The 26,889-nt window shown below is 72.9% G+C and carries 21 protein-coding genes, 1 tRNA gene and 1 pseudogene; 20 read left to right on the plus strand and 3 right to left on the minus strand.

What is annotated here, in order from left to right; genetic code table 11:
- Nucleotides 1-6: 6 nt before the first annotated feature.
- Nucleotides 7-1,302: an MFS transporter gene (locus WDW90_RS02785; RefSeq protein ID WP_336485731.1), complete on the minus strand. Its 1,296-nt coding sequence runs from the start codon at nucleotides 1,300-1,302 to the stop codon at nucleotides 7-9.
- A 153-nt stretch (nucleotides 1,303-1,455) separates the two neighbouring features.
- On the opposite strand from WDW90_RS02785, the gene WDW90_RS02790 reads away from it, so the two are divergent.
- From WDW90_RS02790 to WDW90_RS02800, 3 genes are all read left to right on the plus strand, one after another.
- Complete coding sequence (locus WDW90_RS02790; protein ID WP_336485732.1) at nucleotides 1,456-2,211, plus strand: 4'-phosphopantetheinyl transferase family protein; 756 nt, start codon at nucleotides 1,456-1,458, stop codon at nucleotides 2,209-2,211.
- Between the two features lie 117 nt (nucleotides 2,212-2,328).
- Nucleotides 2,329-2,405, plus strand: a tRNA-Pro gene (locus WDW90_RS02795).
- Nucleotides 2,406-2,664: 259 nt separating this feature from the next.
- Entirely contained in the window at nucleotides 2,665-4,053 is a 1,389-nt protein-coding gene (locus tag WDW90_RS02800; RefSeq protein WP_336485733.1) for a methyl-accepting chemotaxis protein, read from the plus strand.
- A 40-nt stretch (nucleotides 4,054-4,093) separates the two neighbouring features.
- Here WDW90_RS02800 and WDW90_RS02805 read toward each other — a convergent pair whose 3' ends face one another.
- Nucleotides 4,094-4,852, minus strand: a complete 759-nt coding sequence (locus tag WDW90_RS02805) for a Crp/Fnr family transcriptional regulator (RefSeq protein WP_336485734.1) — start codon at nucleotides 4,850-4,852, stop codon at nucleotides 4,094-4,096.
- 178 nt (nucleotides 4,853-5,030) lie between these two features.
- Here WDW90_RS02805 and WDW90_RS02810 point away from each other — a divergent pair, with 178 nt between their 5' ends.
- Nucleotides 5,031-5,432 carry a DUF6894 family protein gene (locus WDW90_RS02810; protein WP_336485735.1) on the plus strand — a complete coding sequence of 134 codons (402 nt, stop codon included), beginning with the start codon at nucleotides 5,031-5,033 and terminating at the stop codon, nucleotides 5,430-5,432.
- 133 nt (nucleotides 5,433-5,565) lie between these two features.
- On the opposite strand, the gene WDW90_RS02815 is transcribed toward WDW90_RS02810, so the two are convergent.
- Nucleotides 5,566-8,274, minus strand: coding sequence for an ABC transporter transmembrane domain-containing protein (locus WDW90_RS02815; protein WP_336485736.1), 2,709 nt, complete (start codon nucleotides 8,272-8,274; stop codon nucleotides 5,566-5,568).
- Between the two features lie 182 nt (nucleotides 8,275-8,456).
- Here WDW90_RS02815 and WDW90_RS02820 point away from each other — a divergent pair, with 182 nt between their 5' ends.
- The 16 genes and pseudogenes from WDW90_RS02820 to WDW90_RS02895 all read left to right on the plus strand — a co-directional run.
- Nucleotides 8,457-9,719: a glycosyltransferase family protein gene (locus WDW90_RS02820; protein WP_336485737.1), complete on the plus strand. Its 1,263-nt coding sequence runs from the start codon at nucleotides 8,457-8,459 to the stop codon at nucleotides 9,717-9,719.
- A complete protein-coding gene (locus WDW90_RS02825; RefSeq protein ID WP_336485738.1) occupies nucleotides 9,716-11,017 on the plus strand; it encodes a glycosyltransferase family 4 protein in 1,302 nt (433 codons plus the stop codon). The genes WDW90_RS02820 and WDW90_RS02825 overlap by 4 nt, the downstream gene beginning before the upstream one ends.
- A complete protein-coding gene (locus WDW90_RS02830) occupies nucleotides 10,999-12,921 on the plus strand; it encodes a glycosyltransferase (protein ID WP_336485739.1) in 1,923 nt (640 codons plus the stop codon). The genes WDW90_RS02825 and WDW90_RS02830 overlap by 19 nt, the downstream gene beginning before the upstream one ends.
- A complete protein-coding gene (locus tag WDW90_RS02835; protein ID WP_336485740.1) occupies nucleotides 12,918-14,762 on the plus strand; it encodes an ABC transporter ATP-binding protein in 1,845 nt (614 codons plus the stop codon). Before WDW90_RS02830 ends, WDW90_RS02835 begins: the two co-directional genes overlap by 4 nt.
- Nucleotides 14,762-15,718, plus strand: a complete 957-nt coding sequence (locus WDW90_RS02840) for an O-methyltransferase (protein ID WP_336485741.1) — start codon at nucleotides 14,762-14,764, stop codon at nucleotides 15,716-15,718. The genes WDW90_RS02835 and WDW90_RS02840 overlap by 1 nt, the downstream gene beginning before the upstream one ends.
- Nucleotides 15,715-17,652 carry an ABC transporter substrate-binding protein gene (locus tag WDW90_RS02845; protein ID WP_336485742.1) on the plus strand — a complete coding sequence of 646 codons (1,938 nt, stop codon included), beginning with the start codon at nucleotides 15,715-15,717 and terminating at the stop codon, nucleotides 17,650-17,652. Before WDW90_RS02840 ends, WDW90_RS02845 begins: the two co-directional genes overlap by 4 nt.
- A complete protein-coding gene (locus WDW90_RS02850; RefSeq protein WP_336485743.1) occupies nucleotides 17,649-18,665 on the plus strand; it encodes an ABC transporter permease in 1,017 nt (338 codons plus the stop codon). Before WDW90_RS02845 ends, WDW90_RS02850 begins: the two co-directional genes overlap by 4 nt.
- Nucleotides 18,665-19,819 carry an ABC transporter permease gene (locus WDW90_RS02855; protein ID WP_336485744.1) on the plus strand — a complete coding sequence of 385 codons (1,155 nt, stop codon included), beginning with the start codon at nucleotides 18,665-18,667 and terminating at the stop codon, nucleotides 19,817-19,819. Before WDW90_RS02850 ends, WDW90_RS02855 begins: the two co-directional genes overlap by 1 nt.
- A gap of 431 nt (nucleotides 19,820-20,250) precedes the next feature.
- Nucleotides 20,251-20,478: a hypothetical protein gene (locus WDW90_RS02860; protein ID WP_336485745.1), complete on the plus strand. Its 228-nt coding sequence runs from the start codon at nucleotides 20,251-20,253 to the stop codon at nucleotides 20,476-20,478.
- Between the two features lie 115 nt (nucleotides 20,479-20,593).
- A complete protein-coding gene (locus tag WDW90_RS02865) occupies nucleotides 20,594-21,862 on the plus strand; it encodes a YbfB/YjiJ family MFS transporter (RefSeq protein ID WP_336485746.1) in 1,269 nt (422 codons plus the stop codon).
- 271 nt (nucleotides 21,863-22,133) lie between these two features.
- Nucleotides 22,134-22,475, plus strand: coding sequence for a hypothetical protein (locus WDW90_RS02870; protein ID WP_336485747.1), 342 nt, complete (start codon nucleotides 22,134-22,136; stop codon nucleotides 22,473-22,475).
- 131 nt (nucleotides 22,476-22,606) lie between these two features.
- The gene (locus WDW90_RS02875; protein WP_336485748.1) at nucleotides 22,607-23,029 is read left to right on the plus strand and encodes a hypothetical protein; all 423 of its coding nucleotides are present in this window, start codon (nucleotides 22,607-22,609) and stop codon (nucleotides 23,027-23,029) included.
- A 141-nt stretch (nucleotides 23,030-23,170) separates the two neighbouring features.
- Nucleotides 23,171-24,646, plus strand: a complete 1,476-nt coding sequence (locus WDW90_RS02880) for a protein adenylyltransferase SelO (RefSeq protein ID WP_336485749.1) — start codon at nucleotides 23,171-23,173, stop codon at nucleotides 24,644-24,646.
- Nucleotides 24,647-24,995: 349 nt separating this feature from the next.
- Nucleotides 24,996-25,688: a calcium-binding protein gene (locus WDW90_RS02885; RefSeq protein ID WP_336485750.1), complete on the plus strand. Its 693-nt coding sequence runs from the start codon at nucleotides 24,996-24,998 to the stop codon at nucleotides 25,686-25,688.
- Nucleotides 25,689-25,956: 268 nt separating this feature from the next.
- A complete protein-coding gene (locus WDW90_RS02890; RefSeq protein WP_336485751.1) occupies nucleotides 25,957-26,172 on the plus strand; it encodes a hypothetical protein in 216 nt (71 codons plus the stop codon).
- Between the two features lie 299 nt (nucleotides 26,173-26,471).
- A pseudogene (locus tag WDW90_RS02895) lies at nucleotides 26,472-26,889 on the plus strand (biotin/lipoyl-binding protein); the annotation flags it as partial.

The raw sequence follows: 26,889 nt of genomic DNA on the forward strand, positions 1-26,889 counted from the left end.
GCGGCGTCAGCCCTGGACGGGCGCCCGCGCGCCGTTGCGACCCGCGGGCGGCCGCGCGAAGACGAGGTGCGGGCGCCGCACCAGCGCCGCGCTCGCCAGGAAGACGAGGCCGGCCAGCGGTGCCAGCGGCAGGTAGGGCGCGAGCGGGCCGGAGGCGGCCCCGCCCGCCACCGACCCGAGATTCATCGCCGCCATGAAGACCTCGAACTCGGTGGCGGCGCCGGCCCGTCCGCGGCTCGACCGCATCAGGGCGGGCACGAGCGCGACGATGAGGAGACCCGGCAGCACGCTCGTCAGCCCGAGGATGACGGGGCCGCCGGGCCCGCCGAGACCGGCGGCGATGAGCCCGCTTGCGAGCGCGAAGGCGGCCGCCGAGGCGAGGAGCAGCAACCGCAGGGCGGCGAGCGGCCCGGCCCGGTCGGACCACAGGCCGACCGCGAGAGCCCCGAGCGTGCCGCTCGCGAGGGCGAGCCCCGCCTGCAGCCGGGACAGGCCGGCCGCGTCCCAGCCCTGTCGCTGCACCAGATCGACGCCGAAGCGCAGCTCGAACAGCGCGAGCGCCGCGTCGATTCCGAAGCAGAGCGCGAGGAGCCGCAGCGCCCGCGGCCTGCGCAACCCGATCGCGAGCCTTCTCAGGAAGCGGCGAAAAGGCAGCGCCCGTGCGGCCTCGCCCGATCGGCGCGCGAGCGACAGGAGGGCATCGCCGGGCGCCTCGCGGACCAGCAGAACGGGTCCCGTCAGGGCGGATCCGAGGCCGAGAAGGAGGCCGGCACTCGCCGCGAGGCCGTGAGCCGGCAGCATCCAGGCGAACAGGGCAGCGCTGAGGCTCGTGCCGCCGATGAAGCCTGCCCGCGTGCAGGCGCTCATGCGGCCGAGCTCGGCCTCCGGGACGTGGTCCATGATGAGGCGGTCGCAGGCGGTGTCGAGGAGCGAGGCGAACAGGCTGTGCCCGAGGAAGACGAGGCCGATCAGGCCGAGGGCCTCCACGCCCGGCACCAGGAACAGGCCGGCGAGCGCGAGGTGGCAGCCGAGGAGCGCCGTGACGCTCCAGAAGCGGCGGCGGCCCATGCGGGCCCGCCCGGCACGGTCGACGACCGGCCCCCACAGCAGCGGCTGCAGCGTCCAGGGCAGGCCTGCGAGGGCGAAGTGCAGGCCGACCTCCGAGACCGGCACGCCCCGCCCGGCCAAGTGGTTGGCGAGTGCCGTGAGCGAGAACCCCGCCACGAGCCCCTGATAGGCATAGGTGGCGGGGAAGACGACGTAGCGCGCCCGGGCGTCGTCCAGGCTCGGCAGGCATCGCACGGACCGGCCGCGCGCAGGCGCCGCGGGCGCTTGCGCGGCCCCCCGGCCCGGACGATCCTCGCCGCCCCCGCCTGCCAGAGGCTCGCCGATGCCCCCCTCCCCCGTCTCGCGCCGCGAGCCTAGCCGAGCCGCCCGTCCGCGGCGAGGCGCCGCGTGACGTCCGGATCCTGGGCCACGCTCGCGCCGGGGCCGGCGGGCGGCACCGCGGTCTGGTCGATCGACCTGCGGGCGGCCGAGGCACGGCTCGCGGCTTGCGGGGCCGTCCTGTCGGCGCAGGAGCGGGCCCGCGCGGACCGCTTCCAGCGCGCGGAGGATCGGGCGCGCTTCCTCGCGAGCCACGCGGCCCTGCGCCTGATTCTCGGGCGCGCGCTCGATGCCGATCCCGGCGCCCTCGCCTTCGCGGCGGAGCCCTCCGGCAAGCCGGTGCTGGCGGAGGGGCAGGCGGTCGCCTTCAACCTCTCGCATTCGGGGGACCGGGCCCTCGTCGGCCTCTCGACGGAGGCCCGCATCGGCGTCGACGTCGAGGCCGTGCGCCCGATGCCGGACGCGGCCCGCGTGGCCCGCAGCTACTTCGCGCCCGACGAGGCCGCCGCCCTCGCGGCCCTGTCGCCTCCGGCGCTCGGCCCGGCTTTCCTCGCCGTCTGGACGCGCAAGGAGGCGGTGGTGAAGGCGATCGGCGCCGGCCTCGCCATGCCGCTCGACCGGTTCAGCGTGTCGCTGCCGCCGGGCCCGGCCAGGCTCCTGCGCTTCCGGGACGGCCCGGAGACCGCCGCCGCCTGGACGCTGGTCCATCTCGATCCGGATTCCGCCCATCTCGGGGCCGCGGCCGTGGCGCGCGCCTCGGCCCGCCCTGTCCTGCTCGCGCTCCCGTCGTGCTGGCCGGATCTCCTGACGGGTCCGGCCGGCTGAGAACGGGCACCGCGCCCACGATTCATTCATAGCGCGACGGATTCATTCATAACGCGACGCTTGCGGCCCGGAGGAGCGCTCGCTATAAGCCCGCTCGCCGGAGGAAGCGCCGGCCTTCGGAGTGTAGCGCAGTCTGGTAGCGCACCACGTTCGGGACGTGGGGGTCGCAGGTTCAAATCCTGCCACTCCGACCAATCTTTCCCGAGATCTTCCCTTAGCCCTTGCGGATCGCGCGTTCCGGCGCCGCCGCGCTCGTCGACAGGTTCCAGCCTCGACGCGAGGATGCGAACGCTCGCGCGCCCGATGACCGGCACGCCCGGCCCGGATGGCCAACGCCCCGCCGGCGGACAGGGCAAGCGGACAGGGCAAGACGGGCACCCCGGCGTGAAACGTCAAAGTAGCATTAAGAAATCTAGTTCAACTTCCTCACGATAGCGTTGGGGGGAATGAAGAATGTTGCGTTCGGCTCTGGGCATTCAACGCAGGCCGCCGGTCGAGGCGGGCGACGCGTTCGCGGTCTCGGCGCCGTCGCAGGCCGAGCAGCGGCTCGTCGCGGCGCTCGAACGGCTCGTCGCGGGCCAGGCCCTGGCCGTCGACGACCTGCCGCCCGGCCCGGCGCGCGATGCCCTGCAGAGGCTCGCGGCGATGCGCCTGCAGGATCGCTTCGGCGACCTCGCCGACAGCGCCCGCCTCGCCAAGGAGGCGTCGGAGGCGGCCATCAACGTGGGCTGGACCACCTACGACGTCGGCCAGATCGCCGGCTCGTCGCAGACCATCGCGAGCGCCACCGAGGAGATGGTGGCCTCGATCGCGCAGGTCGCCGAGACCTCAGAGAGCGCCGGCGCCAAGTCGCACGCCGCCGAGGCCGCGATGACCGCCTGCCTGCACGACGTGCAGCAGGCACGCCAGGCGATGCAGGCCATCCACGACCGCACCATGCAGATTGACGAGCGCCTGAAGGTGCTGCAGGGCGCCATCGCGCAGATCGGCACCATGGCGAGCACGATCGCGGGCATCTCGGGCCAGACGAACCTGCTCGCGCTCAACGCCACCATCGAGGCGGCGCGGGCCGGCGAGGCGGGCCGCGGCTTCGCGGTGGTCGCCGCCGAGGTCAAGGCGCTCTCGGGTCAGACCGCCAAGTCCACCGAGGAGATCCGGACCTGGCTCGGCACGCTCCAGAGCGAGATGGGCCTGATCGCCGAGGCCGTCAGCGAGAGCCGGGAGGCCGTGGCCGGCGGCAACGCCATCGTGTCTCAGCTCGGCTCGCGCATCGAGGAGGCGGAGGCCGGCATCACGCAGACGAGCCATCTCACCCTCGCGCTCTCCGAGATGCTGAGCCAGCAGCGCATGGCCACGGAGGAGATCGCCAAGAACGTCCAGGGCATCGCCGAGAAGTCGGCCAAGACGCGCACCGAGATCGACAGCATCACCGACCGCCTCGTGAAGGCGGAAGGATCCGCCCAGATGACGCTCGACGCGGTCGACGCGGCCTCCCCGGTCTACGGCCTCGTCCGGCTCCCCGCCGACATCGGCGCCTGGAAGCGCCGCCTCGCCCGTGTCCTGGCGGGCTTCGCCCCCGCCGAGAAGGGCGCGGCGGCCATGAGGGATGGCGCCGCGGGCCGTCTCGCCCGCCTCCTCGATGCCGGCCCGCTGGCAGGCCACCGCGCCGTCGCGGTCTTCGCCCAAGCCGAGGAGGCCGCCCATCGCGAGGCCGACCGGATGGTCTCGGCCATCGCCCGCAGCGACTGGGAGTCCGGGACGCCGGCCTACCGCGCCGCCTCCAAGGCCATGAAGGAGATGCTCGACGCGGCCGACGAGCTGGTCGCGGCGAGCGCGCGCTGAGGCCCGTCGCGGATGCGGGGCGCGGGAACCGTGCCCCGCCTCAGGCGAAGGGACGCTCCGGGCCGTTGGCGTCGAGGTGGCGGCCCTCGCGGTCGAGGTGCAGGTAGTTCGTGTTGAACAGCGACACGGCCTGGAGCGCGGCGAGATCCGGGATCGTGAGGTGCCGGCCCTTCAGGACGATCAGCCCGGAGCCGCGCAGCTCCTGCAGTACTCGGTTGACATGCACGTTCGACAGGCCCGTCGCGTCCCCGAAATCGACCTGGGTGACCGGCAGGAGGCAGGAATCGCCCTCGGTCAGCCCCACCGCGCGCAGCCGGATGAACAGCTCGCATAAAAGGTGGCCGACCCGCTCGAGGCCCGTGCGCTGGCCGATATTGACCGTCCATTCCCGCTGGATCGCCGTGTGCACGAGCATCTCCCACCACAGCGCCTGCGTGATCCGCGGATGCTGTTCGGTGAGGTCGAGGAGCAGGTCGCGCTGGATCTCGGCGAGCTTGACGGGTGTGATCGTGCTGATCGAGTGGTCCATCTCGCGCAGCACGAAGATGTGCGGGTCGCAGAGGTCGCCCGGCAGGAAGAACGAGATGATCTGCCGCCGCCCGTCCTCAAGCTGCTTGTAGCGGCAGGCCCAGCCCTCCAGGATCAGGTTGACGTGCTCGGGCGGGTCGCCCTCGTGGATGATGTCCTGGTGCGGCCCGAACAGGCGCACCCTCTGGTTGGCGATGTCCTCGAGCGCCCGCCGGTCGGCGTGGGACAGCCGGGTGAATTGCTCGAGCTTGCGAATGAGATGCTGAGGCACGGCCGGGCTCCCTGCCACGTCAAGGGCACATTAGGCGCTTCCGCTCCGCTCGAACTTCACCTGTGTGAATGTCGGCGCCCGCCGACGGGGACAAAGCGGGCCCGTTCGAGGGGATGCGGGCGCCTTGAGGCCGGATTCCGGTCTCTCGCGTTATCAGGCAGGAGACGAAGGAGACCGGATGCCCCGCTACTTCTTCCATCTGCGCACCGTCGCCGGCCTGCAGCGCGACGAGGAGGGACTGGAATTCGCAGGTCTGGAGCCGGCCTATCTCGATGCCTGCCGGGCCATTCCCGACATGACCGCCGACCTGATGCGGAAGGGCCAGGCCCCGGCGAGCTCGACCTTCGAGATCACGGACGATGCGGGCCGGCTCCTGATGGAGGTGCCCTTCAGCGAGATTCTCGGCAAGGGCCAGAAGCCGCGCCGGCCGCTCTCGCCGGCCCTGACCCGGAAGGCACAGGCCGAGCGGGAGCGCACCCGCCGACTCATCGCCTCGCTCGGCGAGCAGAAGAAGGCGCTTCAGGCCACGCTCACGGAGACGCAGGTCCTCGTGGCGCGCCTGCGGGGCCGCGGCCCCTGACCGCGCCACCCCGGTGGCGGGGCATCTCGCCAGGCGGATCGCCCCGCGGCGGCGTGGAGCGGCCGGGCGGCCCCGTTGCGGGCAGGAACCGGTCGGGCGACCGCGCAGCGTCCCGGGCGGAACCGCCGGCCCGTCAGCCGGTCGCCGACGCGGGCGCGGGATCAGGCTCGGCCAGCTCGCGCACCGTCCGCTCCTCGATCCCGATGACGCCGTTTTGTCCGATGCGCAGGATCCGCGGGAAGTGCTCCGCATGGGCTTCGGCCTCGACGACGGCGAGGATCGTCATGTCGGCGCGGCATTCGGCCAGCACGTCGAACACGGCGCGCTGGGCGGCTCCCTCCAGGCGGTCGATCACCCCGTCGAGGATGAGGATCTCGGGCCGCCGGATCAGGGACCGGGCCAGGTCGATCAGGATGCGCTGGTGCGGCGCGAGGCTCTGGCCCTTGTTGCCGACCGGAAAGTCGAGGCCGCGCAGGTTCACGTCGAGTTCGAGGCCGAACTCCTCGATGACCATGTGGACGTGCCGGTTCACCTCCACTTCGGCGTGCACCTTCGTCCGGTTGATGCGCCCGAACAGCAGGTTGTCGAGGATCGAGCTGCGCCGATTGATCGTCTCCGGATCGTAGAGCTCGACCGCCTCGCCGTGACCGGCGTTGAGGGCCTCCTGGACCGCCTCGCGCGCCTCCACCACGCGCCCCATGATGGCGGGCTCCAGGAGCCCGAGGCGCCAGCGCGGCTCGATGTAGAAGAGCGCCAGCGCCAGGAACGCCTCGGTGTCGGCGCCCCGCAGGGAGCGGTGCTGCGAGACCCGCACGAGCCGCTGCTCGAACTCCGGCAGCTCGTCCGGGGCGATGATGGAGAAACGCCGCCACAGGGGATGGCCGACCGGCAGGTCGCGGAAGATCTCGACGAGGTTCTGGGCGATGTTGATGCCCATGGCGACGAGCTCCTCGAGGAGCCCCTGCCGCGCCAGCACGGCCCGCAGGCGCCCCTCGCTGGCGAGGCGGCGCCCGACGAGGGCGGTCACCCGCGGCACGCCGAACAGCAGGTTTTCGGCGACAGTCGCCTGGCCGTTGTAGACGTTGCGGTCGAACGGGATCACGAGGTCGCCCATCCGGTGCTCGACGAGGTGGACCCGCAGACGGTGGCGCGCCGCGATGAGGCGCTCGGCCAGGGCGCTCTCGGGCCGGATGCTGCTCTGGGCCGCGAGGCCGAACCGGTAGAGGTCCTCCTTCATCCCGAGCCGGGACAGGAGGTCGATGACGCGCCGGTCGAGCTCGGCCGCATCCGCGACCCCGAGGGCCGCGAAGTCGATCCAGTCCTGGCTGATGCTGTCGGGCGGATTGCCGGTCGCCAGCGCCTCGACGAGCCGCCGCTCGCGCGCGGGCATCGGGCCGTCCGCCTGGGTCGGCATGGGCCGGCGGCGCAGGCCGTACAGCACGTTGTTGCGGATCGTGCCCGCGAACAGGGTCGGCTCGGCGCCCGCATAGGCCACCTGCCGGGACAGCACCGCGCGCGGCAGCGTCTGGAGATCGTGCCCGCCGATCCGGACCGAGCCGGCATAGGGCGCGTGCAGGCCCATCAGGGCCCGGGCGAGCAGGTGGGGCGCCTCGCTGCCGGGCGCCAGCACGGCGACCCGCGCCGGCAGTTCGAGGCGGAACGAGCCGACGATGTGGGGCTGGCCGCCATGGGGGCTGCGCAGGCTGAGGCCGTCCGCGCGCAGCGGGCTGCCGAGATGCGCGATCTCGCCCGGCGTCTCCGGCTCGGCCTGGCGCAGGCGCTGCGGCGCGAAATGGGCCGCGATCGTCTCGTACTTCACCTCGACGTCGAGGCGCTGCTGGTCCCAGTCGATCAGCTCCTTCAGCGGCGGGGGCAGGTCGCGGTAGGCCGCCAGCACCGCCACCAGCTGGCCGACATCGAGCTGGCCCCGCAGCGCGAACACGCCGCCGACCGCGTAGAACAGGAACGGCGTGACCTGGGCCAGCATGTTGTTCAGGTATTTCACCATGAACTTGCGCTTGTAGATCTGCAGCCGCAGGTCGAAGAGGCTGTGCAGGCGCGTGCCGATCTCGGCCCGCTCCCAGCGCGCCGAATCGTTGACCCGCACCGCCTCGATCCCGTCGAGCACCTCGCCGATCCGCCCGGCGAACATGCGCGAGGCCAGCTGGCGCTCGCGGTTGAGCTTGAGCAGCTGGCGCCGCAGCCGCGGGATCACCACGACCTGCACGCCGACGATGGAGGCGGCGGCGAGCCCCAGCACCACGTTCTGCATCAGGATGAAGATGAGGGCGGTGGCCGCCTGCGTGCCCAGGAAGGCCGGAACCACGATGGCGTCGCCGATGAAGGAGCCGATCGGCTCGACCTCGTCCTTGATGATCGTGGCCGTCTCCGACGGCTTGATGTCGCGCAGCGTCTCCGGCTTGAACCGCAGCATCAGGGCGAAGAGCTGGAAGCGCAGGCGCCGCAGCATGCGCTCGCCCAGCACCCCCTTCGCCAGATTGATCCAGAACTTGAACGCCCCGTTGATCAGCACGAGGATCAGGAACAGGCCCGAGAGGCCGAGCAGGAGGTCGAGCCGGTCGAGCTGGAAGCCCTTGAAGGCGTGCAGGACGCCGCCGCCGAGCCAGTCCGGCCAATGAATCGTGAATTCGAGGAAGCTCGACGTGCGCTCGCCGTGCGCGAACGCCTTGCCCATGATCGCGTCGTTGACGATGCGCCGCGGGAGATCGAGGGACGCGAAGTAGAACGGCAGGGACGCCAGAACGACGACACAGATCAGCACCTGATCGCGCCTCGAATGGCGCCAGATGTACCCGAACAACCGTGGTTCGAGCTCGTTCATCGTCCTGGTTCCGCGCGGCGCTCGAAGCCCGCTCATGGGTTGGGCAGCGATCCCTCGGGGACCGCGTCGGCGGCGCACGATGGAACGTACGGTGTCGGAACGAGACCGCCGACGTGCGCAGGGCCTGCATATCATATACGGTGCCGCTCCGCCGTGCAGGCCCGAGGATGACCGTGCTGGACATGCCGTCAGTCACGAAGGTAACGCGCGCGGAGGGCGGCCCCCGGCGGCCCGTCCGGCGCATCCTCATCTACAGTCACGACACATTCGGGCTCGGGCACCTGCGCCGCTCGCGCGCCATCGCGAACGCCCTGGCGGGCAGCGGGCGCGACCTGCAGATCCTGGTCCTGTCGGGCTCGCCCGTGGTCGACAGCTTCGCAGCAAGGGAGGGCGTCTCGTACGTGCGGCTGCCGGGCGTCAGCAAGCGCACGGACGGTGGCTATGCGAGCCTGGACGCGCGCATTCCTCTCGGCCGGACGATCGCCGGGCGCATGGCCGTCATCGCCCGCGCGGCGGCGGAGTTCCGGCCGGACCTCGCCATCGTCGACAAGGAGCCCACCGGCTTCCACGGCGAGATGCTGCCAACGCTGGAGCACCTCTCGGCCGAGGGCTGCCGCCTCGTGCTCGGCCTGCGCGACATTCTCGACGATCCGGAACTGCTGGCGCCGGAATGGGAGCGGAAGGACGCGGCCGCCGCCGTGCGGGCCTTCTACGACGAGATCTGGGTCTACGGGATCGCCCGCATCCACGAGCCCCTGGCGGCGCTCGGGCTCGGCCCCGCGGTCGCGGAGCGGCTGCACTACACGGGCTACCTGCGCCGGGATGCGGCCCTGCCCGATCCCGGCCGCCCCGCGCCGGCCCTTACCCGCTCGCCCTTCATCCTGGTGACGCCGGGCGGCGGCGGGGACGGAGCGGGCCTGATCGACTGGGTGATCGCGGCCTACGAGGCCGATCCCGGCATCGCGCTGCCGGCCCTCATCGCCTTCGGGCCCTTCCTCGACCCGCAGGCCCGCCAGGGCTTCGAGGCGCGCATCGCCCGCACGGGCCGGCTCGCGTCGATCACCTTCGACAGCGAGATCGAGGTGCTGATGCGCCGGGCCGAGGGGATCGTGGCCATGGGCGGCTACAACACCTTCTGCGAGATCCTCTCCTTCGACCTGCGCGCCGTCCTGGTGCCGCGCACCGAGCCGCGCCGGGAGCAGCTGATCCGGGCCCGCGCCGCCGAGGCGCTCGGCCTCGCCCGGGTCCTCCTCGAGAGCGAGGGGCGCGATCCGCTGCGCATGGCCGCGGCTCTGCGGGCCTTGCCCGCGCAGGCGCCCCCCTCGCGGATGGTGGTGCCGGGCCTCCTCGACGGGCTCGACGCGATCCGGGCCAGGGTCTTCCCGCAGGCGCCGGCCGATGCGTCGGCCCGCGACGCGCCCCGCCTCCTCGGGGCCTGCTCGTGAGGCCGGCCGGCGAGCCCGCGGCGCCGCGCATCGCGATCGTGGTCAAGGGCTATCCGCGCCTGTCGGAAACCTTCATCGCCCAGGAGATCCTGGCGCTCGAGCGGCGCGGCCTGAGGCTCGACATCTGGGCGCTGCGCCGCCCGACCGATGCCCTGCGCCACCCGATGCACGCGGCCGTGCGCGCGCCCGTGGCCTACCTGCCGGAATATCTCCACCAGGAGCCGCTGCGCGTGCTGCGCGGCCTCGCCTGGGCCGCGCGGCAGCCGGGCTTCGGCCGGCTGATGCGGCTGTTCCGGCGCGATCTCGCCAGGGATCCGACGGCCAATCGCCTGCGCCGGCTCGGCCAGGCCCTGGTCCTCGCCCGCGAGCTGCCCGACGCGGTGACGCATCTCCACGCCCATTTCCTGCACACGCCCGCGAGCGTCGCGCGCTACGCGGCGCTCCTGAGGGGGCGGCCCTGGAGCTTCTCCGCCCACGCCAAGGACATCTGGACGACGCCCGGCTGGGAGCTTGCGGAGAAGATGGAGGCCGCCGCCTGGGGCGTCACCTGCACGCGCGACGGGCTGAACCGCCTGTGCGACCTCGGCGGCACGGGCAAGGTGAGCCTCGCCTATCACGGGCTCGACCTCGCCCGCTTCCCGCCGCCGCCCCGGCGCCGGCCGCGCGACGGCGCCGATCCGCGCGAGCCGCTGCGGATCCTCTCGGTCGGGCGCCTCGTCGCCAAGAAAGGGTTCGACGACCTCGTCGACGCGCTCGCGCGCCTGCCGCCCGCCCTCCACTGGCGCGCGGCGCTGATCGGCTCGGGAGAGCTGCGGGACGCCCTGGAGGCGCGCGTGCGCGCGGCGGGTCTCGCGGAGCGCGTCGCCTTCCTGGGCGCCCGGGCCCAGCCCGACGTCGTCGCGGCGATGCGCGAGGCCGACCTGTTCGTGCTGCCGACGAAGCCGGCCGCCTCCGGGGACCGGGACGGGCTGCCGAACGTGCTGATGGAGGCGGCGAGCCAGGGCCTGCCGATCCTCGCCACCGACTTCGCCGGCACGCCCGAGCTCATCCGGTCCGGCACCGACGGGCTCCTCGTGCCCCCGGGCGACGTACCGGCCCTGACCGAATCCATCATCCGCCTCGCCCGCGACCCCGAGCAGCGCCGCCGCCTCGCCGAATCCGCGCGGGCGCGGCTCGCCCGCGACTTCACGATCGACCGCGGCATCGACCTGATGGCGGCGCGCCTCGCGCACGCGGCCGGGTTGACGCCGGAGCCGCCGATCCCGGCGCCGGAGGCCGCATGCGCCTGCGGGTCCTGATCGCGGTCACGCATCTCCTGGGTGCCGGCCACCTCACCCGCGCCGCCGCCCTGGCGCGCGCGCTGGCCGCGGCCGGGCACGAGCCGGTGCTGGTGACGGGCGGGCTGCCCGTCCCGCTCGTGCGGCTCGACGGGGTCGAGACCGTCCAGCTGCCCCCCGTTCAGGTCCGCGGCACGGATTTCGGGACGCTGCTCGACCCGCAAGGCCGCCCGGCCGGGCCCGAGACCCTGGCCCTGCGCCGCCGCGGGCTCCTCGACGCGCTCGCCGGGCATGCGCCCGACATCGTGGTCACCGAGCTGTTCCCCTTCGGCCGGCGCGGGCTCGCGGGCGAGTTCACGGCCCTCGTCGAGGCGGCTCGCGAGCGCCGGCCCCGCCCCCTCGTCCTCGCCTCGATCCGCGACATCCTCGTCGCGCCGGATCGGCCCGAGAAGGTGGCCGCGGCCCACCGGCGCATCGCGGAGGGCTACGACGCGGTCCTCGTACACGGCGATGCCGGCCTCGTGCCCCTCGACGCGTCCTGGCCCGTCGACGACGCCCTGCGGAGCCGGCTCCGCTACACCGGCTACGTCGACGAGGGCGGCGCGGTCGCGGCGCCCGCGGGCCCGCGCCGGGGCATCGTGGTCTCGGGCGGGTCGAGCGCGGCCGGGCTCGGCCTCTACGAGGCCGCCGCGGGGGCCGCGCGCCTGAGGCCCGACCTCGGCTGGCGCATCCTCGTGGGCCACGGCGTGGCGGACGAGACCTTCGCGGCCCTCGGCGAGGGCGCGGCGCCGGGCACCGTGACGTGGGCGCAGCCGGGTTTTCGCGCGCTGCTCGCCGCCTCGGCCCTCTCGGTGAGCCAGGCCGGCTACAACACGGCGGTCGACCTCCTGGCGACGGGCACGCGCGCCGTCCTCGTGCCCTTCGAGGCCGGCCGCGAGAGCGAGCAGCGGCTGCGGGCGGAGCGCCTCGCCGCGCGCGGGCTCGCCCGGGTCCTGAGCGAGCGCGACCTGACCGCGCCCGGCCTCCTCGCAGCCGTGGAGGCCGCCCTCGGCGCGCCGGCCGCCGCGTCCCACGGCGTGGACCTCGACGGGGCGGCGGCCTCGGTGGCGATCCTCGAATCCCTCGCGCCCGCCCGGCCGGCCCTGCACCCGGGAAGGCTCCCGGGCCGGCGCCTGCGGGACCTCCTCGACGCGGCGGCCGATCGCGGCCATGCCGTCCCGCTCTGGTGGCGGGACGACGACGCGATCGCCCACACGCCGGCCCTCGACGACCTGCTGGCGCTCGCCGACACGGTCTCGGCCCCGATCCTCGTCGCCGCGATCCCGGCGCTCGCCGAGCCGTCCCTGGCGGAGAGGCTCGCCGACGCGCCGGGACACAGGATCGGCGTGCACGGGCTCAGCCACGCCGACCACGCGCCGCCGGGCGCGAGACCCGCGGAGTTCGGAGAGCACCGTCACCGCGCCGCCCTCGTGGCGGAGGCGGCTGAGGCCCTTCGGCTGGCGCGCGGGCGCTTCGGCCCGAGCCTGCTCCCCGTCTTCGTGCCGCCCTGGAACCGGATCGCGCCGGATCTGGGAGACGCCCTCGCGCGGCTCGGATACGCTGGCGTTTCCGCCGCGGAGGGCGCGGCCATCACAGGACTGGCGCGGGTGGACGTTCATCTCGACCCGATCGATTGGCGCGGCACGCGCAGCCTCCTCGACCCGGACCGGCTGCTCGACCGGCTCGCCCGCCAGCTCGCGACGCATCCGGGCGAGCCTCTGGGCCTCCTCACCCACCACCGCGTCCATGACGCGACGATCCGGACCTTCCTGGCCGACCTCCTGGGCGCGCTCGCCTCGCACCCGGTCGTGCGGCTGGTGAGGCCGGACGATCTGTTCCGGCCGGGCGCGTCGCCGGCGCCGCTCGCGGCGGGTGCGGTCGCATGAGCCCGCTCCTCTCCATCCGCGACCTGACGGTCGACTTCCGCGGCCACGGAAACGATTTCCGCGCGCTGCACGGCCTCTCCCTCGACATCGCGCCGGGGCGGACGCTGGCCCTGGTCGGCGAATCCGGCTCCGGCAAATCGGTGACCGCGCAGGCGATCCTGCGCATCCTGCCCCGATCCGCCGCGATCGCGGGCGGGCGCATCCTGTTCGCGGAGCCGGACGAGGCCGTCACCGACATCGCCGCGCTGCCGGCGAACGGCGCGCGCATGCGCGACCTCCGCGGCGGGCGCATCGCCATGATCTTCCAGGAGCCGATGACCTGCCTGTCGCCGCTGCACACGGTCGGCGACCAGGTCGGCGAGGCCCTGCGCATCCACACGGCCGCCTCGCGCGCGGAGGCCGAGGCGCGGACCCTGGAAGCCCTCGACCATGTCGGCTTCCCCGACCCGAAGCGGGCGCTGCACACCTACCCGTTCGAATTGTCCGGCGGCCTGCGCCAGCGCGCCATGATCGCCATGGCGCTGATCATGCGCCCCGCCCTCCTCGTCGCGGACGAGCCGACCACCGCCCTCGACGTGACGACGCAGGCCCAGATCCTGGCGCTGCTCGGGCGCCTGCAGGCCGAGACGGGGATGTCCATTCTCCTGATCACCCACGATCTCGGCGTCGTCGCCAATATGGCCCACGACGTCGCCGTGCTCTATCGCGGCCGCCTGGTCGAGGCCGGCTCGCGCGAGGACGTGCTGCGCCGCCCCGGCCACCCCTATCTGCGCGCGCTCATCAAGGCGGTGCCCCGCTTCGACATGGCGCCGGGCGAGCGCCTGACCCCGATCACGCCTGCCCGCGTCACGATCCCGCAGCGCCCGCCGCCGGTGCCGCCGGCGGGCCCGATCCTGGCGGTGGAGGGCATCAGCAAGGTCTTCACCCTGCGCTCGGGCCGCTTCGGCGCCGAGGCCCGCCTGATCCACGCCGTCTCGGACGTCTCGCTCGAGGTCCTGGCGGGGCAGACGCTCGGGCTGGTCGGCGAATCCGGCTCGGGCAAGACCACGCTCTCGAAGATCGTCATGCGGGCGCTCGCGCCGAGCGCGGGGCAGGTGCTGTTCGATGCCGGGGCGGGCCAGCGCGACGTCCAGGCGCTCGCGGGCGCCGACCTGTTCGCCTATCGCCGTGCCGTGCAGTTCGTGTTCCAGGATCCCTATTCCTCGCTCGACCCCCGCATGACCGTGGGGGAGATCCTGGGGGAGCCCATGGAGATCCACGGGATCGGCCGGCGCGTGCGGCAGCAGCGGGCGCGCGACCTGATGGCCATGGTCGGCCTCGATCCCGCCGGCCTGTCGCGCTACCCGCACGCCTTCTCGGGCGGGCAGCGCCAGCGCATCTGCATCGCGCGGGCGCTCGCGCTGGAGCCGCGCGTGCTCCTCCTCGACGAGCCGGTCTCGGCCCTCGACGTCTCGGTCCAGGCCCAGATCCTCAACCTCCTCAAGGACCTGCAGGCGGCGCTCGGCCTCACCTACCTGATCGTCTCCCACAACCTCGCGGTGATCGACTACATGGCCGACACGATCTCGGTGATGTGCCGGGGCCGGATCGTCGAGGCGGCCCCGAAGGCGACCCTGTTCCGCAATCCTGCCCATCCCTACACGCGGGCGCTGCTCGCCGCCGTGCCGGACCCGAGCCCGGACCACCCCCTCGACTTCGCCGCCGTGACGGGCGAGCATTCCGATCCCGCGGCCTGGCCCGAGCCCTTCCGCCTCGCCGCGGACGAGGCCGGTGCGATGCGCAAGATCGAGGCGGGCCACCAAGTCCGGATGGGCGAGGCCAGGGTGAAGCGGGCGGCGTGATGGCGGGTCCTCCTCCCCGGTTGCTCGAACGCCTGCGGCGGCGTGTTCTGTCGCCGTTCTTCGACCGGCTCGGCTACGACCTCGTGCCGGCGAGCCCCGACTGGTCGCATCGCCCGCTGTCGCGGCGCGAGGTGGACACCCTCATCGGAGCGGCGAGCGACAGCCTCGCGCGCGACCTCGCCGCCGCCCGCATCGCCGCGCCCGCCATCGCCGACGACGTGCGGGCGTTCTGGGACCTGATCCCCGCATCGCCCGTTCGGCAGAAGCGGGGCGGCAGCGGCTTCAACGGCGCGCTGCAGCTCTACGTGCTCATGCGGGCGCTGAAGCCGCGGGCCATCATCGAATCCGGGGTTTTTCGCGGTCTCACGACCTGGGTGATGCGCCGGGCCTGCCCCGAGGCCGAGATCCTGTGCTTCGATCCCGACCTGTCCGGCCTGCAATACCGCGATCCGCGCGCGCGCTACAGCCGGCGGGACTGGTCCGAGGCCGATCTCACCGGGTTGGACCGCGCCGCGACGGTGGCCTTCTTTGACGACCACGTGGCGCAGGGGCGGCGCGTCCTCGAGGCGCGGGCGCGGGGAATCGGGCGGCTCCTGTTCGACGACGACGCGGCGGCGCACCGCATCCACGCTCACGGCGGCCCCGCGCACCCGACCATCGCCATGATCGAGGCCGTCAAGATCGAGGCCGTCAAGATCGAGGCGGCCCGATCCGCGGCATCCGTGACATCCGTGACATCCGTGGCCGGCGCGCGCGAGACCGGCTTCGTGGGCGGCGAGCCCATCCGCTGGCTGCGCAACGGCCGCGCCTTCGAGCAGCCGGTGGACGACGCGATCCTGCGCGAGGCCGGCGCCGGCATCGCCCTCGCCCACGCCTTCGACGACCTCCACCGGGCGACGGGCTACTCACCCGCGCGCCTGACCTACGTGGCGCTCGATCTCGGGGAGCCGCGATGATGCCGGGCCTGTCCCGCAGGGCACTCCTCGCCGGCCTCGCCGCGCTGACGCCGCTTCGGAGCGGGCGGACCAGCGCCTCGACCACCGCGGAGCCGCCTGGCCTCGCCGAGCAGGTCCGCGCCGGCACCCTGCCGCCGATGGCCGAGCGGCTGCCGCGCACGCCCCTCGTGGTGGACCTCGCCGCGCGCGGGCGGCGGGAAGGCCAGGCGGGCGGCACGGCCCGGATGCTGATCGCTCGGGCGCGGGACGTGCGCTACCTCTCGGTCTGCTCCTACACGCGCCTCGTCGGCTACGACGCGGAGCTCGCGCTCCGTGCGGACATCCTCGAGCGCGTCGAGAGCGAGGGCGGCCGGGTCACCTTCCACCTGCGCCCGGGCCATCGCTGGTCGGACGGGCACCCCTTCACCGGCGAGGATTTCCGCTACTACTGGGAGGACGTCGCCAACGACCGGGAGCTGAGCCCAGGCGGGCCGCCCGACTTCTTTCTCGTCGAGGGGCGGCCGCCGAGATTCGAGATCGTCGACGAGACGACGGTCCGGTATGCGTGGGACAAACCGAACCCGCGCTTCCTGCCGAATCTCGCCGCCCCCCGCGATCCGCTGATCTACCGCCCCGCGCACCTCCTCAAGCGCGTCCACCCGCGCTACGCCGGGCGCGAGGGGGCCGCCGCGATGGCCAAGGCGCAGAACCTGCGCGGCTGGACCGCGATGCACAACCGCCTCGACGACATGTTCGAGATGACGAACCCGGACACGCCGACCCTCGGGGCGTGGTGCCCGCGCACACGCGCGCCGGCCGCGCGCTTCGTCTTCGAGCGCAATCCCTATTACCACCGCGTCGACGCGGCGGGCTCCCAGTTGCCCTATCTCGACCGGATCGTCATGGACGTCGCCTCGCAGGGCCTGCTCGTCGCCAAGACGAATGCGGGCGAGGCCGACCTGATGTTCCGAGGCCTGTCCATGTCGGACATCCCGAACCTGAAGGAGGGCGAGCGGGCGCACGAGTACCGGACGAATCTCTGGCCGGTCGCCCGCGGCTCGGAGCTCGCCCTCTACCCGAACCTGACCACGGCCGATCCCGGCTGGCGCGCCCTCAACCGCGAGCCGCGCTACCGGCGGGCGCTGTCGCTTGCCATCGACCGGCGCACCCTCAACACCACCCTGCTGTTCGGGCTCGGCAGCGAGGGCAACGACACGATCGTGCCGGAGAGCCCGCTCTTCGCGGCCGAGATGCGCACGCTCCATGCCCGCCACGACCCGGCCGAGGCGGACCGCCTCCTCGACGCGCTCGGCCTGACCCGCCGCGACGGCTCCGGCACCCGCCTGATGGCGGATGGGCGCCCCCTCGAGATCGTGGTCGAGACGGACGGCGAGGCCTCCCTCATCCTCGACGGGCTGCAGCTCATCGCCGAGTTCTGGCGGGAGGTCGGCCTGAAGCTCCTCGTCAAGCCGCAGGAGCGCACCAACCTGCGCCGCCGCTCGGTCGCGGGCCTCACCGTGATGGTGGCGGCGCAGGGGCTCGACCTCGCCGTGCCGACCGCCATCATGCCGCCGACGGAGCTGAGCCCGGCCCAGCCCGACCATTACGCCTGGCCCCGCTGGAGCATCAACGTCGAGAGCCGGGGTGCCAGCGGCGAGCCCTGCGACGTGCCGGAGGTGCAGCGCCTCCTCGCCCTCGACGCGCAATGGGGCGGCACCGACGATCCCAACGCCCAGGCGCGGATCTGGCGCGAGATGCTGATGAACCACGCCGAGAACCAGTGGGTGATCGGCACGGTCGCGGGCGCGCTGCAGCCGGTGGTGACCGGCAACGCGCTGGCGAACGTGCCGAGGCGCGCGCTCTATTCCTGGGACCCGACCGCCCTCATCGGCGTGCAGCGGCCCGACGAGTTCTTCTGGGACCAGGCGGACAAGCGCCTGGCGGCGGCGCCATGATCGGCATCGTCCTGCGGCGCGTGCTGACGATGGCGGCGAGCCTGCTCGTCATCTCGGCCGTCGTGTTCCTGGTGATCAAGCTGCCCCCGGGCGACTTCCTGACGAACCGGATCTCGGAGCTGCGCGCCATGGGCGAGGCCGCCTCGGCGGCGAAGGCGGAACTCCTGATCAAGCAGTACGGCCTCGACCGGTCCTTGGTTGAGCAGTACCTGATGTGGGTCGGGCTGATGCCGGGGCCGGCCGGCTTCTCGGGGCTGCTGCAGGGCGATTGGGGCTGGTCGTTCGAGTACGACCGGCCGGTGGCCGAGGTCGTGGGCGACGCCCTCTGGCTCACCCTCGTGGTGAACCTCGCGGCCCTTGTCTTCGTGCACGTGGTGGCGATCCCGATCGCCCTCTACTCGGCGACGCATCGCGGCACGCTCGGGGACGCCCTCGTGACGATCCTCGGCTATGTCGGCCTCGCGGTGCCGGGCTTCCTGCTGGCCCTGATCATGCTGTTCTACGCCAACCGCTGGTTCGGCCTCTCGATCGGCGGCCTCTACGACGCGGATTTCGCCGGCAAGCCCTGGACCCTCGCCAAGGTCCGCTCGCTCCTCGGCCATCTCGTGGTGCCGACCCTGGTGATCGGGCTCGGCGGCACCGCCGCCATGATCCGACGCATGCGCGCGAACCTCCTCGACGAGCTCGCCAAGCCCTACACGGTGACGGCGCGCGCCAAGGGCCTGCCGCCGACCCGCGCGCTCCTGAAGTACCCGTTCCGGATGTCGCTGAACCCGTTCGTCTCGGATATCGGCAACCTGCTGCCGCACCTCGTCTCGGGCTCCGTCCTCGTCTCCCTCGTCCTCAGCCTGCCGACCGTGGGCCCGCTGCTGCTCGATGCGCTGAAGACCCAGGACCAGTTCATGGCGGGCTTCATCCTGATGTTCGTGGCCGTCCTGACGATCGTGGGCCTGCTCATCTCGGACCTGCTGCTCGTCTGGCTCGATCCGCGGATCCGCCTGGGGGCGCGCTGATGGAGGCGGGCGGCACCCGGCACTTCGTCGATGCGGCGCCGTTCGATCCCGCCGCACCCTCGGCGCATGGCCCCGAATCGGGCATCGACACGGCCTCGGCCTGGCAGCTCATCGCCCGCAAGTTCCTGCGCCACCGCCTCGCCGTCGCCTCGGCGGTCGTGCTGGCACTCCTCTACGCCACGATCCCCGCCGTCGAGTTCCTGGCGCCCTACGACCCCAACCGGCGCCACGGTGACTACCTCTACGCGCCCCCGCAGGCCCTGCACCTGTTCCACGAGGGCCGCTTCGTCGGGCCGTTCGTGTATCCCTACCGCTCGCAATTCGACATGGAGACCTTCCGGCGCGGCTACATCGTCGACACCGCGACGCCCCAGCCCGTCCGGTTCTTCTGCCGCGGCGAGCCCTATCGCTATCTCGGCCTCGTGCCGGGTGACCGGCACCTGATCTGCCCGCCCGAGGGCGGGACCCTGTTCCTGCTCGGCACCGGCCGGCTCGGGCGCGACCTCCTCTCCCGCATCGTCTACGGCGCGCGCATCTCACTGGTGATCGGCCTTGCCGGCGTCGGGATCTCCTTCGTGCTCGGGCTGTTCTTCGGGGGCATCGCCGGCTATTTTGGCGGCCTCGTCGACGCGGCGGTGCAGCGCCTGATCGAGGTCGTGCGCGCCCTGCCCGAGCTGCCGCTCTGGCTCGCCCTGTCGGCGGCGCTGCCGCCGAACTGGAGCCCGCTCGCGATCTTCTTCGGCATCACCCTGATCCTCGGGCTGCTCGACTGGCCGGGGCTGGCGCGGGCGGTGCGCTCGAAGCTCCTGGCGCTGCGCGAGGAGGATTTCGTGGCCGCGGCCGAGCTGATGGGCGCCTCGCCCCGGCACGTCATCCTGCGCCACCTGATCCCGAACTTCATGAGCCACCTGATCGCCTCGGCGACGCTCGCGATCCCCACCATGATCCTCGGCGAGACGGCCCTCTCGTTCCTCGGCCTCGGCCTGCGCCCCCCCGTCACGAGCTGGGGCGTGCTCCTCAACGAGGCGCAGAACCTCGCCGCCGTGCAGCTCTATCCCTGGCTGCTGCTGCCGGTCGTGCCCGTGCTCGTGACCGTGCTCGCCTACAATTTCATGGGCGACGGCCTGCGGGACGCGGCAGACCCGTACCATTGAGGCTCTCCGCGACGCTGCCGGACCCGCGAGGCGCCCCTGTTCCGTTCGGGCCGGCACGCTCACGCGACGCCATCCGTGTCGGGTTCGAGGCGCTCCTCGTCCGGGCGCGTGTCTCCTCTCCCGCACGGGAGGAGTGAGACCTCCGGTCGGGCCGAGGTCGAGCCTCGCAGCGGCGCCACTCCGCAGACCCTGCCGGGCGAGGGAGGTGCCGGCGAGAGGCGTGCCGGGCAGAGCGCAGCCGCGTCGCCGTCGCCGACCGAGGAGGGGAAGCGGCCGCGACGGGCCCGACCGAGCGCGCCACCCGCGCGATCGATTAACGTAGGTTGCGCTCCTCGCGCGCGGTTTCGGACCCAAGGCGCAGAAAGTGCGCGAACCATCTCGAAATCGCCGCAACCCTTGATAGGTGTTGAGCTTGGCCATTCGAGGAGGCGATGATGGCGTTCGATCTTGTCTTCACGCAGGCGGCGTTGCGCGCGGCCGGCGTGGCGGGCGACCTGCCCGCGCTCGAGGAGCGCGCGCGCCGCGAGATCGAGGACTCGGCCGCCCTGGAGGAGCGGCTCTTCCACACGTTCGCGACGGAAGACGGCCAGGAATGCATCTGCACCCTGCTCGCCGGCCACGTCGTTCAGGTCGATATCTGCGCGGTCGGGACGGCCTGAGGCAGGTCGGGCCTCGCGCGGCAAAACGCTCGCTTTCTCTCGAAACCGGCCCCGCCCGGGGCAGACGCGGCCCGCCCGCCGGCTATGGTGCGCCGGGTTCGACGAGAGGACGCGCATGGCCCCGGGACCGCGAGAGAGCACGATCGGCGGGCCCGAGCGCGCGCCGCCGGGCCTGTGGCGCATCACGGCGGCCGGGCTCTGCGCGGCGCTCGTCGGCATCGGCATCGGACGCTTCGCCTACACGCCGCTGATCCCGGTCCTGATCGAAGCCCGCTGGTTCGCGCCGGCCGACGTGGTCTATCTCGGCGCGGCGAATCTCGCGGGCTACCTCGCCGGCGCGCTGGCGGCGCGGCCCGCGAGCGCCCGCATCGCCCCCGGCTGGCTCCTGCGCGGATCGATGCTGACGGCGACGCTGGCCTGCCTGGCCTGCGCCGCACCGGTCTCGCTCGCGTGGTACTTCCTCTGGCGCTTCGCGGCGGGCTTGAGCGGGGGCATCATCATGGTGCTGGCCGCGGCCACCATCCTGCCGCACGCGCCGGCCCGGCGCCGCGGGCTCGTGGGCGGCCTCATCTTCACGGGGGTCGGCCTCGGCGTCGCGGCCTCCGGCACCCTGGTGCCCCTCCTGCTGCGCGCGGGCCTCGTCGAGACCTGGATCGCCCTCGCGGTCCTGTCGGGCCTGCTGACGCTGGCCGCCTGGCCGAACTGGCCGCCCGCGCCCAGGCCGGAAGCGGCAATGGCGCATGGAGGGGACCGCCGGACGCGCGGCGTCGCGCCCCGTTCGCTGCCGGTGCGCGCCCTCGTCCTCGCCTACGGGCTCAACGCCGTCGCGCTCGTGCCCCACATGGTGTTCCTGGTGGATTTCGTGGCACGCGGCCTCGGCCGGGGCGTCGACGCGGGCGCGCGGTACTGGATCCTCTACGGGCTCGGCGCGACGGTCGGGCCGCTCGTCGCCGGGCATCTCGCCGACCGGACGGGCTTCGGGCCGGCGCTCCGCCTCGCCTACCTCGCGCAGGCCGCGGTGGTGATGCTTCCGGCGCTGAGCGACGGACCCGCCGCGCTGGCGGTGTCGAGCGTGCTCGTCGGCGCCTTCACGCCCGGCATCGTGCCGCTGGCGCTCGGGCGCCTGCACGAGCTGCTTGCGCACGATCCCGAGGCGCAGCGCGCCGCCTGGAGCCGCGCCACCACCAGCTTCGCCCTGTTCCAGGCAGCCTCGGCCTACGGCTACTCCTACCTCTTCGCCCACACCGCCGGCAGCCATGCCGGGCTGTTCGAGATCGGCGCCGCCTTCGTCCTCGCCGCGCTCCTGCTCGACCTCGCGGTGGGCAGATTGGCGCCGGGCAGGCCCGCACCGGCTTCGGATCGGTCCGGCCTCGGCACCCGGTAGCCGGGGCCGGTCCGCGCAGCGTACGCAACCGGACCGACGCGCGCGGCGGCGGCGGCGCGGCAGGGATCAACCCTTGCACCCGCAACCCGAAAGCGTGCTAAGGCGCGGGCGTTATGGCGGCGCTGCTTCTCATTCTCCTCGTCGGGTGCGTCCTCCCGATCGCGATGATCATCTGGGTCCTGGGACAGAAGGACACCTGAGGGCACACACACGCTGCCGCAATTCGGCTACGCGAACGGCGCTTGATCGCGCCTCCCGATTCGAGGCCACGATGCGGATCCTTCTCGTCACCGTCCTGACCCTGAGCACCCTGTCGCCCGCGGGCGCGGCCGAGCGCCCCGCCGCCCACATGGCGGCGCCCTCGACCTCTCCCGCGCCGATGGCGGCACCGAGCAATCCGGTGAGCCGCGAGATCGAGTCGCGGGCGGACCGGGCTCGGATCAGCGACGACGCCTTCGAGCGGCGGATCCAGGCCTCGGAGGAGCGCGCCGCGCGGTCGATCTGCGAGGGCTGCACCGGCCGCTCGCGCCGAAGCGCCGCCGTGGCGGATCCCGGCGACACCGCGCCGCCCTACCTCGACGATCCGGCCCAGGCCCCGATCGCCGACCAGTGACGCGTCGTCCGGGCCCGTGAACCGGCCCGCCGTCGCGCGTGTTGTCCCGGAAGCGGCGCCGGACCCCGTCCGAGGCGCCGGAGGCCTGCGCGGGCTCCCGCCTGCGCGGCCAGCACCGGAGACACGCGACGATGCGCCCATCGACGGGACTGACTCTCGCCCTCGCCTGCGGCCTCGCGCTGCTCGCCGGACCGCTGCCCGCCGCGGCACAGAGCACCGGCTACGTGACGGGCTTCCCCGGCAAGGATCCGGCCGCCGACGACGAGATCGGCTGGGGCCCGGCCTACCGGCCGGAGACCAGCTTCTCGCAGCCCGGCACGCCGCCGACGCCCGGCGACTTCGCGGGCGCGGCCTACCGGGCCCGAACGGGCCGCGGCCCCTACGACGCCGTGCAGGGCCCGGGTCCGGCCCGTCCGATCGGCTACGGCATCCGGGATGAGCGCGAGGGACCGTTCGTCCGGCCGGCTCGGCGGCAGCGGGCGGCCGGATCCCGCGCCGGGCATCGCGGAGCGCAGGCCCTGCACCGCCCGCCGAAGCGGCAGGCGCTGCGTTGAGCAAGTCCTGCGTTGAGCAAGTCCTGCGTTGAGCAAGTCCTGCGTTGAGCAAGTCCTGCGTTGAGATTGCGTCCCGGCGCCGATCCGGGAGATAGGACCGGCTCCGGGCTGCCCGCCCGGCCACGTGAGCGAATGTGCCCAATGCCCGCGATCCCCTTCGACAACAGCTATGCGCGCCTGCCGGATCGGTTCTTCGCGCGCCTGCCGCCGACGTCGGTGGCCGCGCCGCGGCTGATCCGGCTGAACCGCGACCTCGCCCTCGCGCTGGGGCTCGATCCCGGCTGGCTCGCAGGCCCGGAGGGCCTCGCGATGCTCTCGGGCAACGGCGTCGCGGAAGGCTCCGAGCCGCTCGCGGCAGCCTATGCGGGCCACCAGTTCGGCGGGCTCGTGCCGCAGCTCGGCGACGGGCGGGCGATCCTCCTCGGCGAGGTGATCGACCGGGACGGCCGGCGCCGGGACATCCAGTTGAAGGGCTCGGGGCCGACGCCGTTCTCGCGCCAGGGCGACGGCCGCGCCGCCCTCGGGCCGGTTCTGCGCGAGTACGCCGTCAGCGAGGCGATGGCGGCGCTCGGTATCCCGACGACGCGGGCGCTCGCCGCGGTGCTGACGGGGGAGCGCGTCCTGCGCGAGCAGGCGCTGCCGGGCGCCGTGCTCACGCGCGTCGCGGCCAGCCACATCCGGGTCGGCACCTTCCAGTACTTCGCGATCCGGGGCGATACCGAGGCCCTGCGCAGCCTGGCCGACCACGTCATCGCCCGGCACGACCCGGACCTCGCGGGAACCGAGCATCCCTACCGGGCCCTCCTGTCCGCCGTGATCGGCCGCCAGGCCGACCTCGTGGCGCGCTGGCTCCTCGTCGGGTTCATCCACGGGGTGATGAACACGGACAACATGTCGGTCGCCGGCGAGACGATCGATTACGGCCCCTGCGCCTTCCTCGACGCCTACGATCCCGCCGCCGTCTTCAGCGCCATCGACCAGCACGGCCGCTACGCCTACGGCAACCAGCCCCGGATCGCGCTCTGGAACCTGACGCGGCTCGCCGAGGCGCTGCTGCCGCTCCTCGCCGACGGGACCGACGCGGCGGTCGCCGTCGCCGAGGAGGCGCTCGGCGCCTTCGGACCCCGCTTCGCGGGCGCCTATCACGGCGGCCTGCGGCGCAAGCTCGGCCTGTTCAGCGAGCGCGAGGAGGACGCGGAGCTGGCCGCGGACCTGCTGGAGGCCATGCGGGCAGGGCGGGCCGATTTCACGCTCACCTTCCGGCGCCTCGCCGACGCGGCGGCCGGCCCAGCGGGCGATGCGGACATGCGCGCCCTGTTCGAGGATCCCACCGCCTACGACGCCTGGGCCGGGCGCTGGCGCCGGCGCCTCGACGAGGAGCCTCGCGCGGGCGAAGAGCGCCGGGCGGCGATGCGCCGGGTCAATCCCGCCTTCATCCCGCGCAACCACCGGATCGAGGCCGTGATCGCGGCGGCCGTGGAGCGGGACGACTTCGCGCCGTTCGCGGAGCTGCTCGAGGTGCTGGCGAACCCCTACGAGGAGCAGCCAGCCCGCGCGCATTACGCCGACCCGCCCGGGGAGCACGAGCGCGTGCACCGCACCTTCTGCGGCACCTGAGCCCGCGGGCCGCGTCCGCCGGAAAGGGCCGGGGCGCGGTCCGCCGCTCACGCGCGGGGCAGATGATTCGTGAGCCCCGCCCCGGCGCGACATCCTTGAGAACGAGAGCGCGGATCAGCGCGGCGCCCGGCCCCGATCCGGCCGCCGCGGAGCGCCTGTTCGCCAGCTGAGCCCCCTCGGCGGCGGCCATCGTCAGCAACCAAATTTTCGATCTTCAGCAACTGTGATGCCGGTCACAGTTACCATGCCGGCTCTCCTGTAAATCAGTTCTCGGCTTCGGGACAAGCTTTGAGCCCATCTCGATAAAAGCCCTGATCATAAATTCTATCAAAACACAGGAGAATGCACCATGGCTTCGAAGTATGGCACTGTCGGCAACGACTACATCGACTTCATCGGCTACGGCAACAGCGACGATTACGGCTTCGGCGATGCCGGCAACGACACGATGTACGGCTGGGACGGCAACGACACCCTCGACGGCTGGACCGGCAACGACACCCTCTACGGTGAGAACGGCAACGACACGCTGCTCGGCTACGACGGCGCCGACTACCTCTACGGCGGCAACGGCAACGACTACCTCTACGGCGAGAACGGCAACGACCATCTCTACGGCGGCGCCGGCAACGACTACATGAGCGGCGGCGCCGGCTACGACATCATGTACGGCGGCGACGGCAACGACACCCTCTACGGTGGCGCCAGCTTCGACGACCTGTACGGCGGCAAGGGCGTCGACACGCTCTCCGGCGGCAACGACGGCAGCGCCGACTACTTCTACTTCGACACGCAGGACACCGGCGACGTCTATCAGGGCAAGGCCGATACCATCACCGACTTTACCGATTCCGACCAGATCTTCCTGAAGGGCTCGTACACCTACGACGCGAGCGGCACCAACGCGCCCGCCGACGGCTCCTACAGCATCTGGCAGAAGGACGGCAACTTCGTCGTGACCTACAACTCGACCAGCGACAGCGGCTACCACGACATCGTGGTCAAGGGCGGCGACCCGCACGGCGACATCTCCTTCTACTGAGACGACACCGGTCCGACCGGACCCGAACCACGCTCCCGCCGGGCCCGGTCCGGCGGGAGCTACTCGTCCTCGGGCGGCCGCCGGCGGGTGTGAGGCGGGTCACGGAAACGGGGCGGTCCAGCCGCTACAACGGGGCATTCCCGGAGACAGCCGCCGCGGGAGACCGGACCCCGGACACCGAACGGTCCGCGACCCGCCACCTGCTCCCGGGCTCATGCCCCGCCCTCGGAAAGCGGCGGTTCGGCGCATCGAACAGAGGATCATCGAGATGGAAACCGAAGCCTTCGAGCGTCCCGCCTCTCTCAAGGTCTGGCATGTCGGACCCGAGCACTTCTTCCCGACCGACCCGGAGCGGTTCGGAAGCCTGCGCGAGGCAATCGCCGCGGCAGGCGACATTCTGATCGAGCCTGGTCGCCATCCCTGGATCGTCACGGAGGACGGCGACCTGCTGCCGCCGAACTGGATCCGCACCCAGCTCCACTGAGCGAGCGTGGCCAGCCCCGGCGTTCAGCGATGCCCGACGGTCACCGCGCGGCCATCGGCCGAGCGGTTCGTCGCGCAACGGACGCGCAGGCATCGTGCGGCCGCGACTGCGCGCACGCTCCTCGAGCACGGCCGTTCGTGTCGCGGCAGCCGCGTTGGATCGACACACCGAAGGCGGACGATACGCGCTGGCGCGATCCCGCATGGCCCTGGATCCTGAGCCTGTGTGAGCAGGCTCACGGACCCTCGCCGCTGGCCCTCTAAGACATGCCTCATGCCCATCCCGCAGGAGAGCGCCCAATGTCCACCGTCATCCCAGCCAACATCGCCATCCTTCCCGCCGACGAGCGGCGCCGTGCGGGCACGGCAGCGCGCACGGCGATTCGCCGGCAGGTCCGCATCACGGGTCTGATCGTTCTGGCCCTGGTGGGCGGGGTCGGCGGCTGGGCGAGCTTCACGAAGATCGACGGGGCGGTGATCACCGCCGGCAAGCTCGTGGTCGAGAGCGCGGTCAAGAAGGTGCAGCACCCGACCGGCGGCACGGTCGGCGAGCTGCGGGTGCGCGAGGGCGACCGCGTCAAGGCCGGCGACATCCTGATCCGCCTCGACGACACCCAGCCCCGCTCCAACCTCGACATCGTGCTGCGCGCCCTCGACGTGCTGGCCGCGCGCCGGGCCCGCGAGGAGGCCGAGCGCGACGGCGACGTCGCGGTCACCT

The sequence above is a fragment of the Methylobacterium nigriterrae genome, from assembly GCF_037106235.1.
GTDB classification, from domain to species: domain Bacteria; phylum Pseudomonadota; class Alphaproteobacteria; order Rhizobiales; family Beijerinckiaceae; genus Methylobacterium; species Methylobacterium nigriterrae.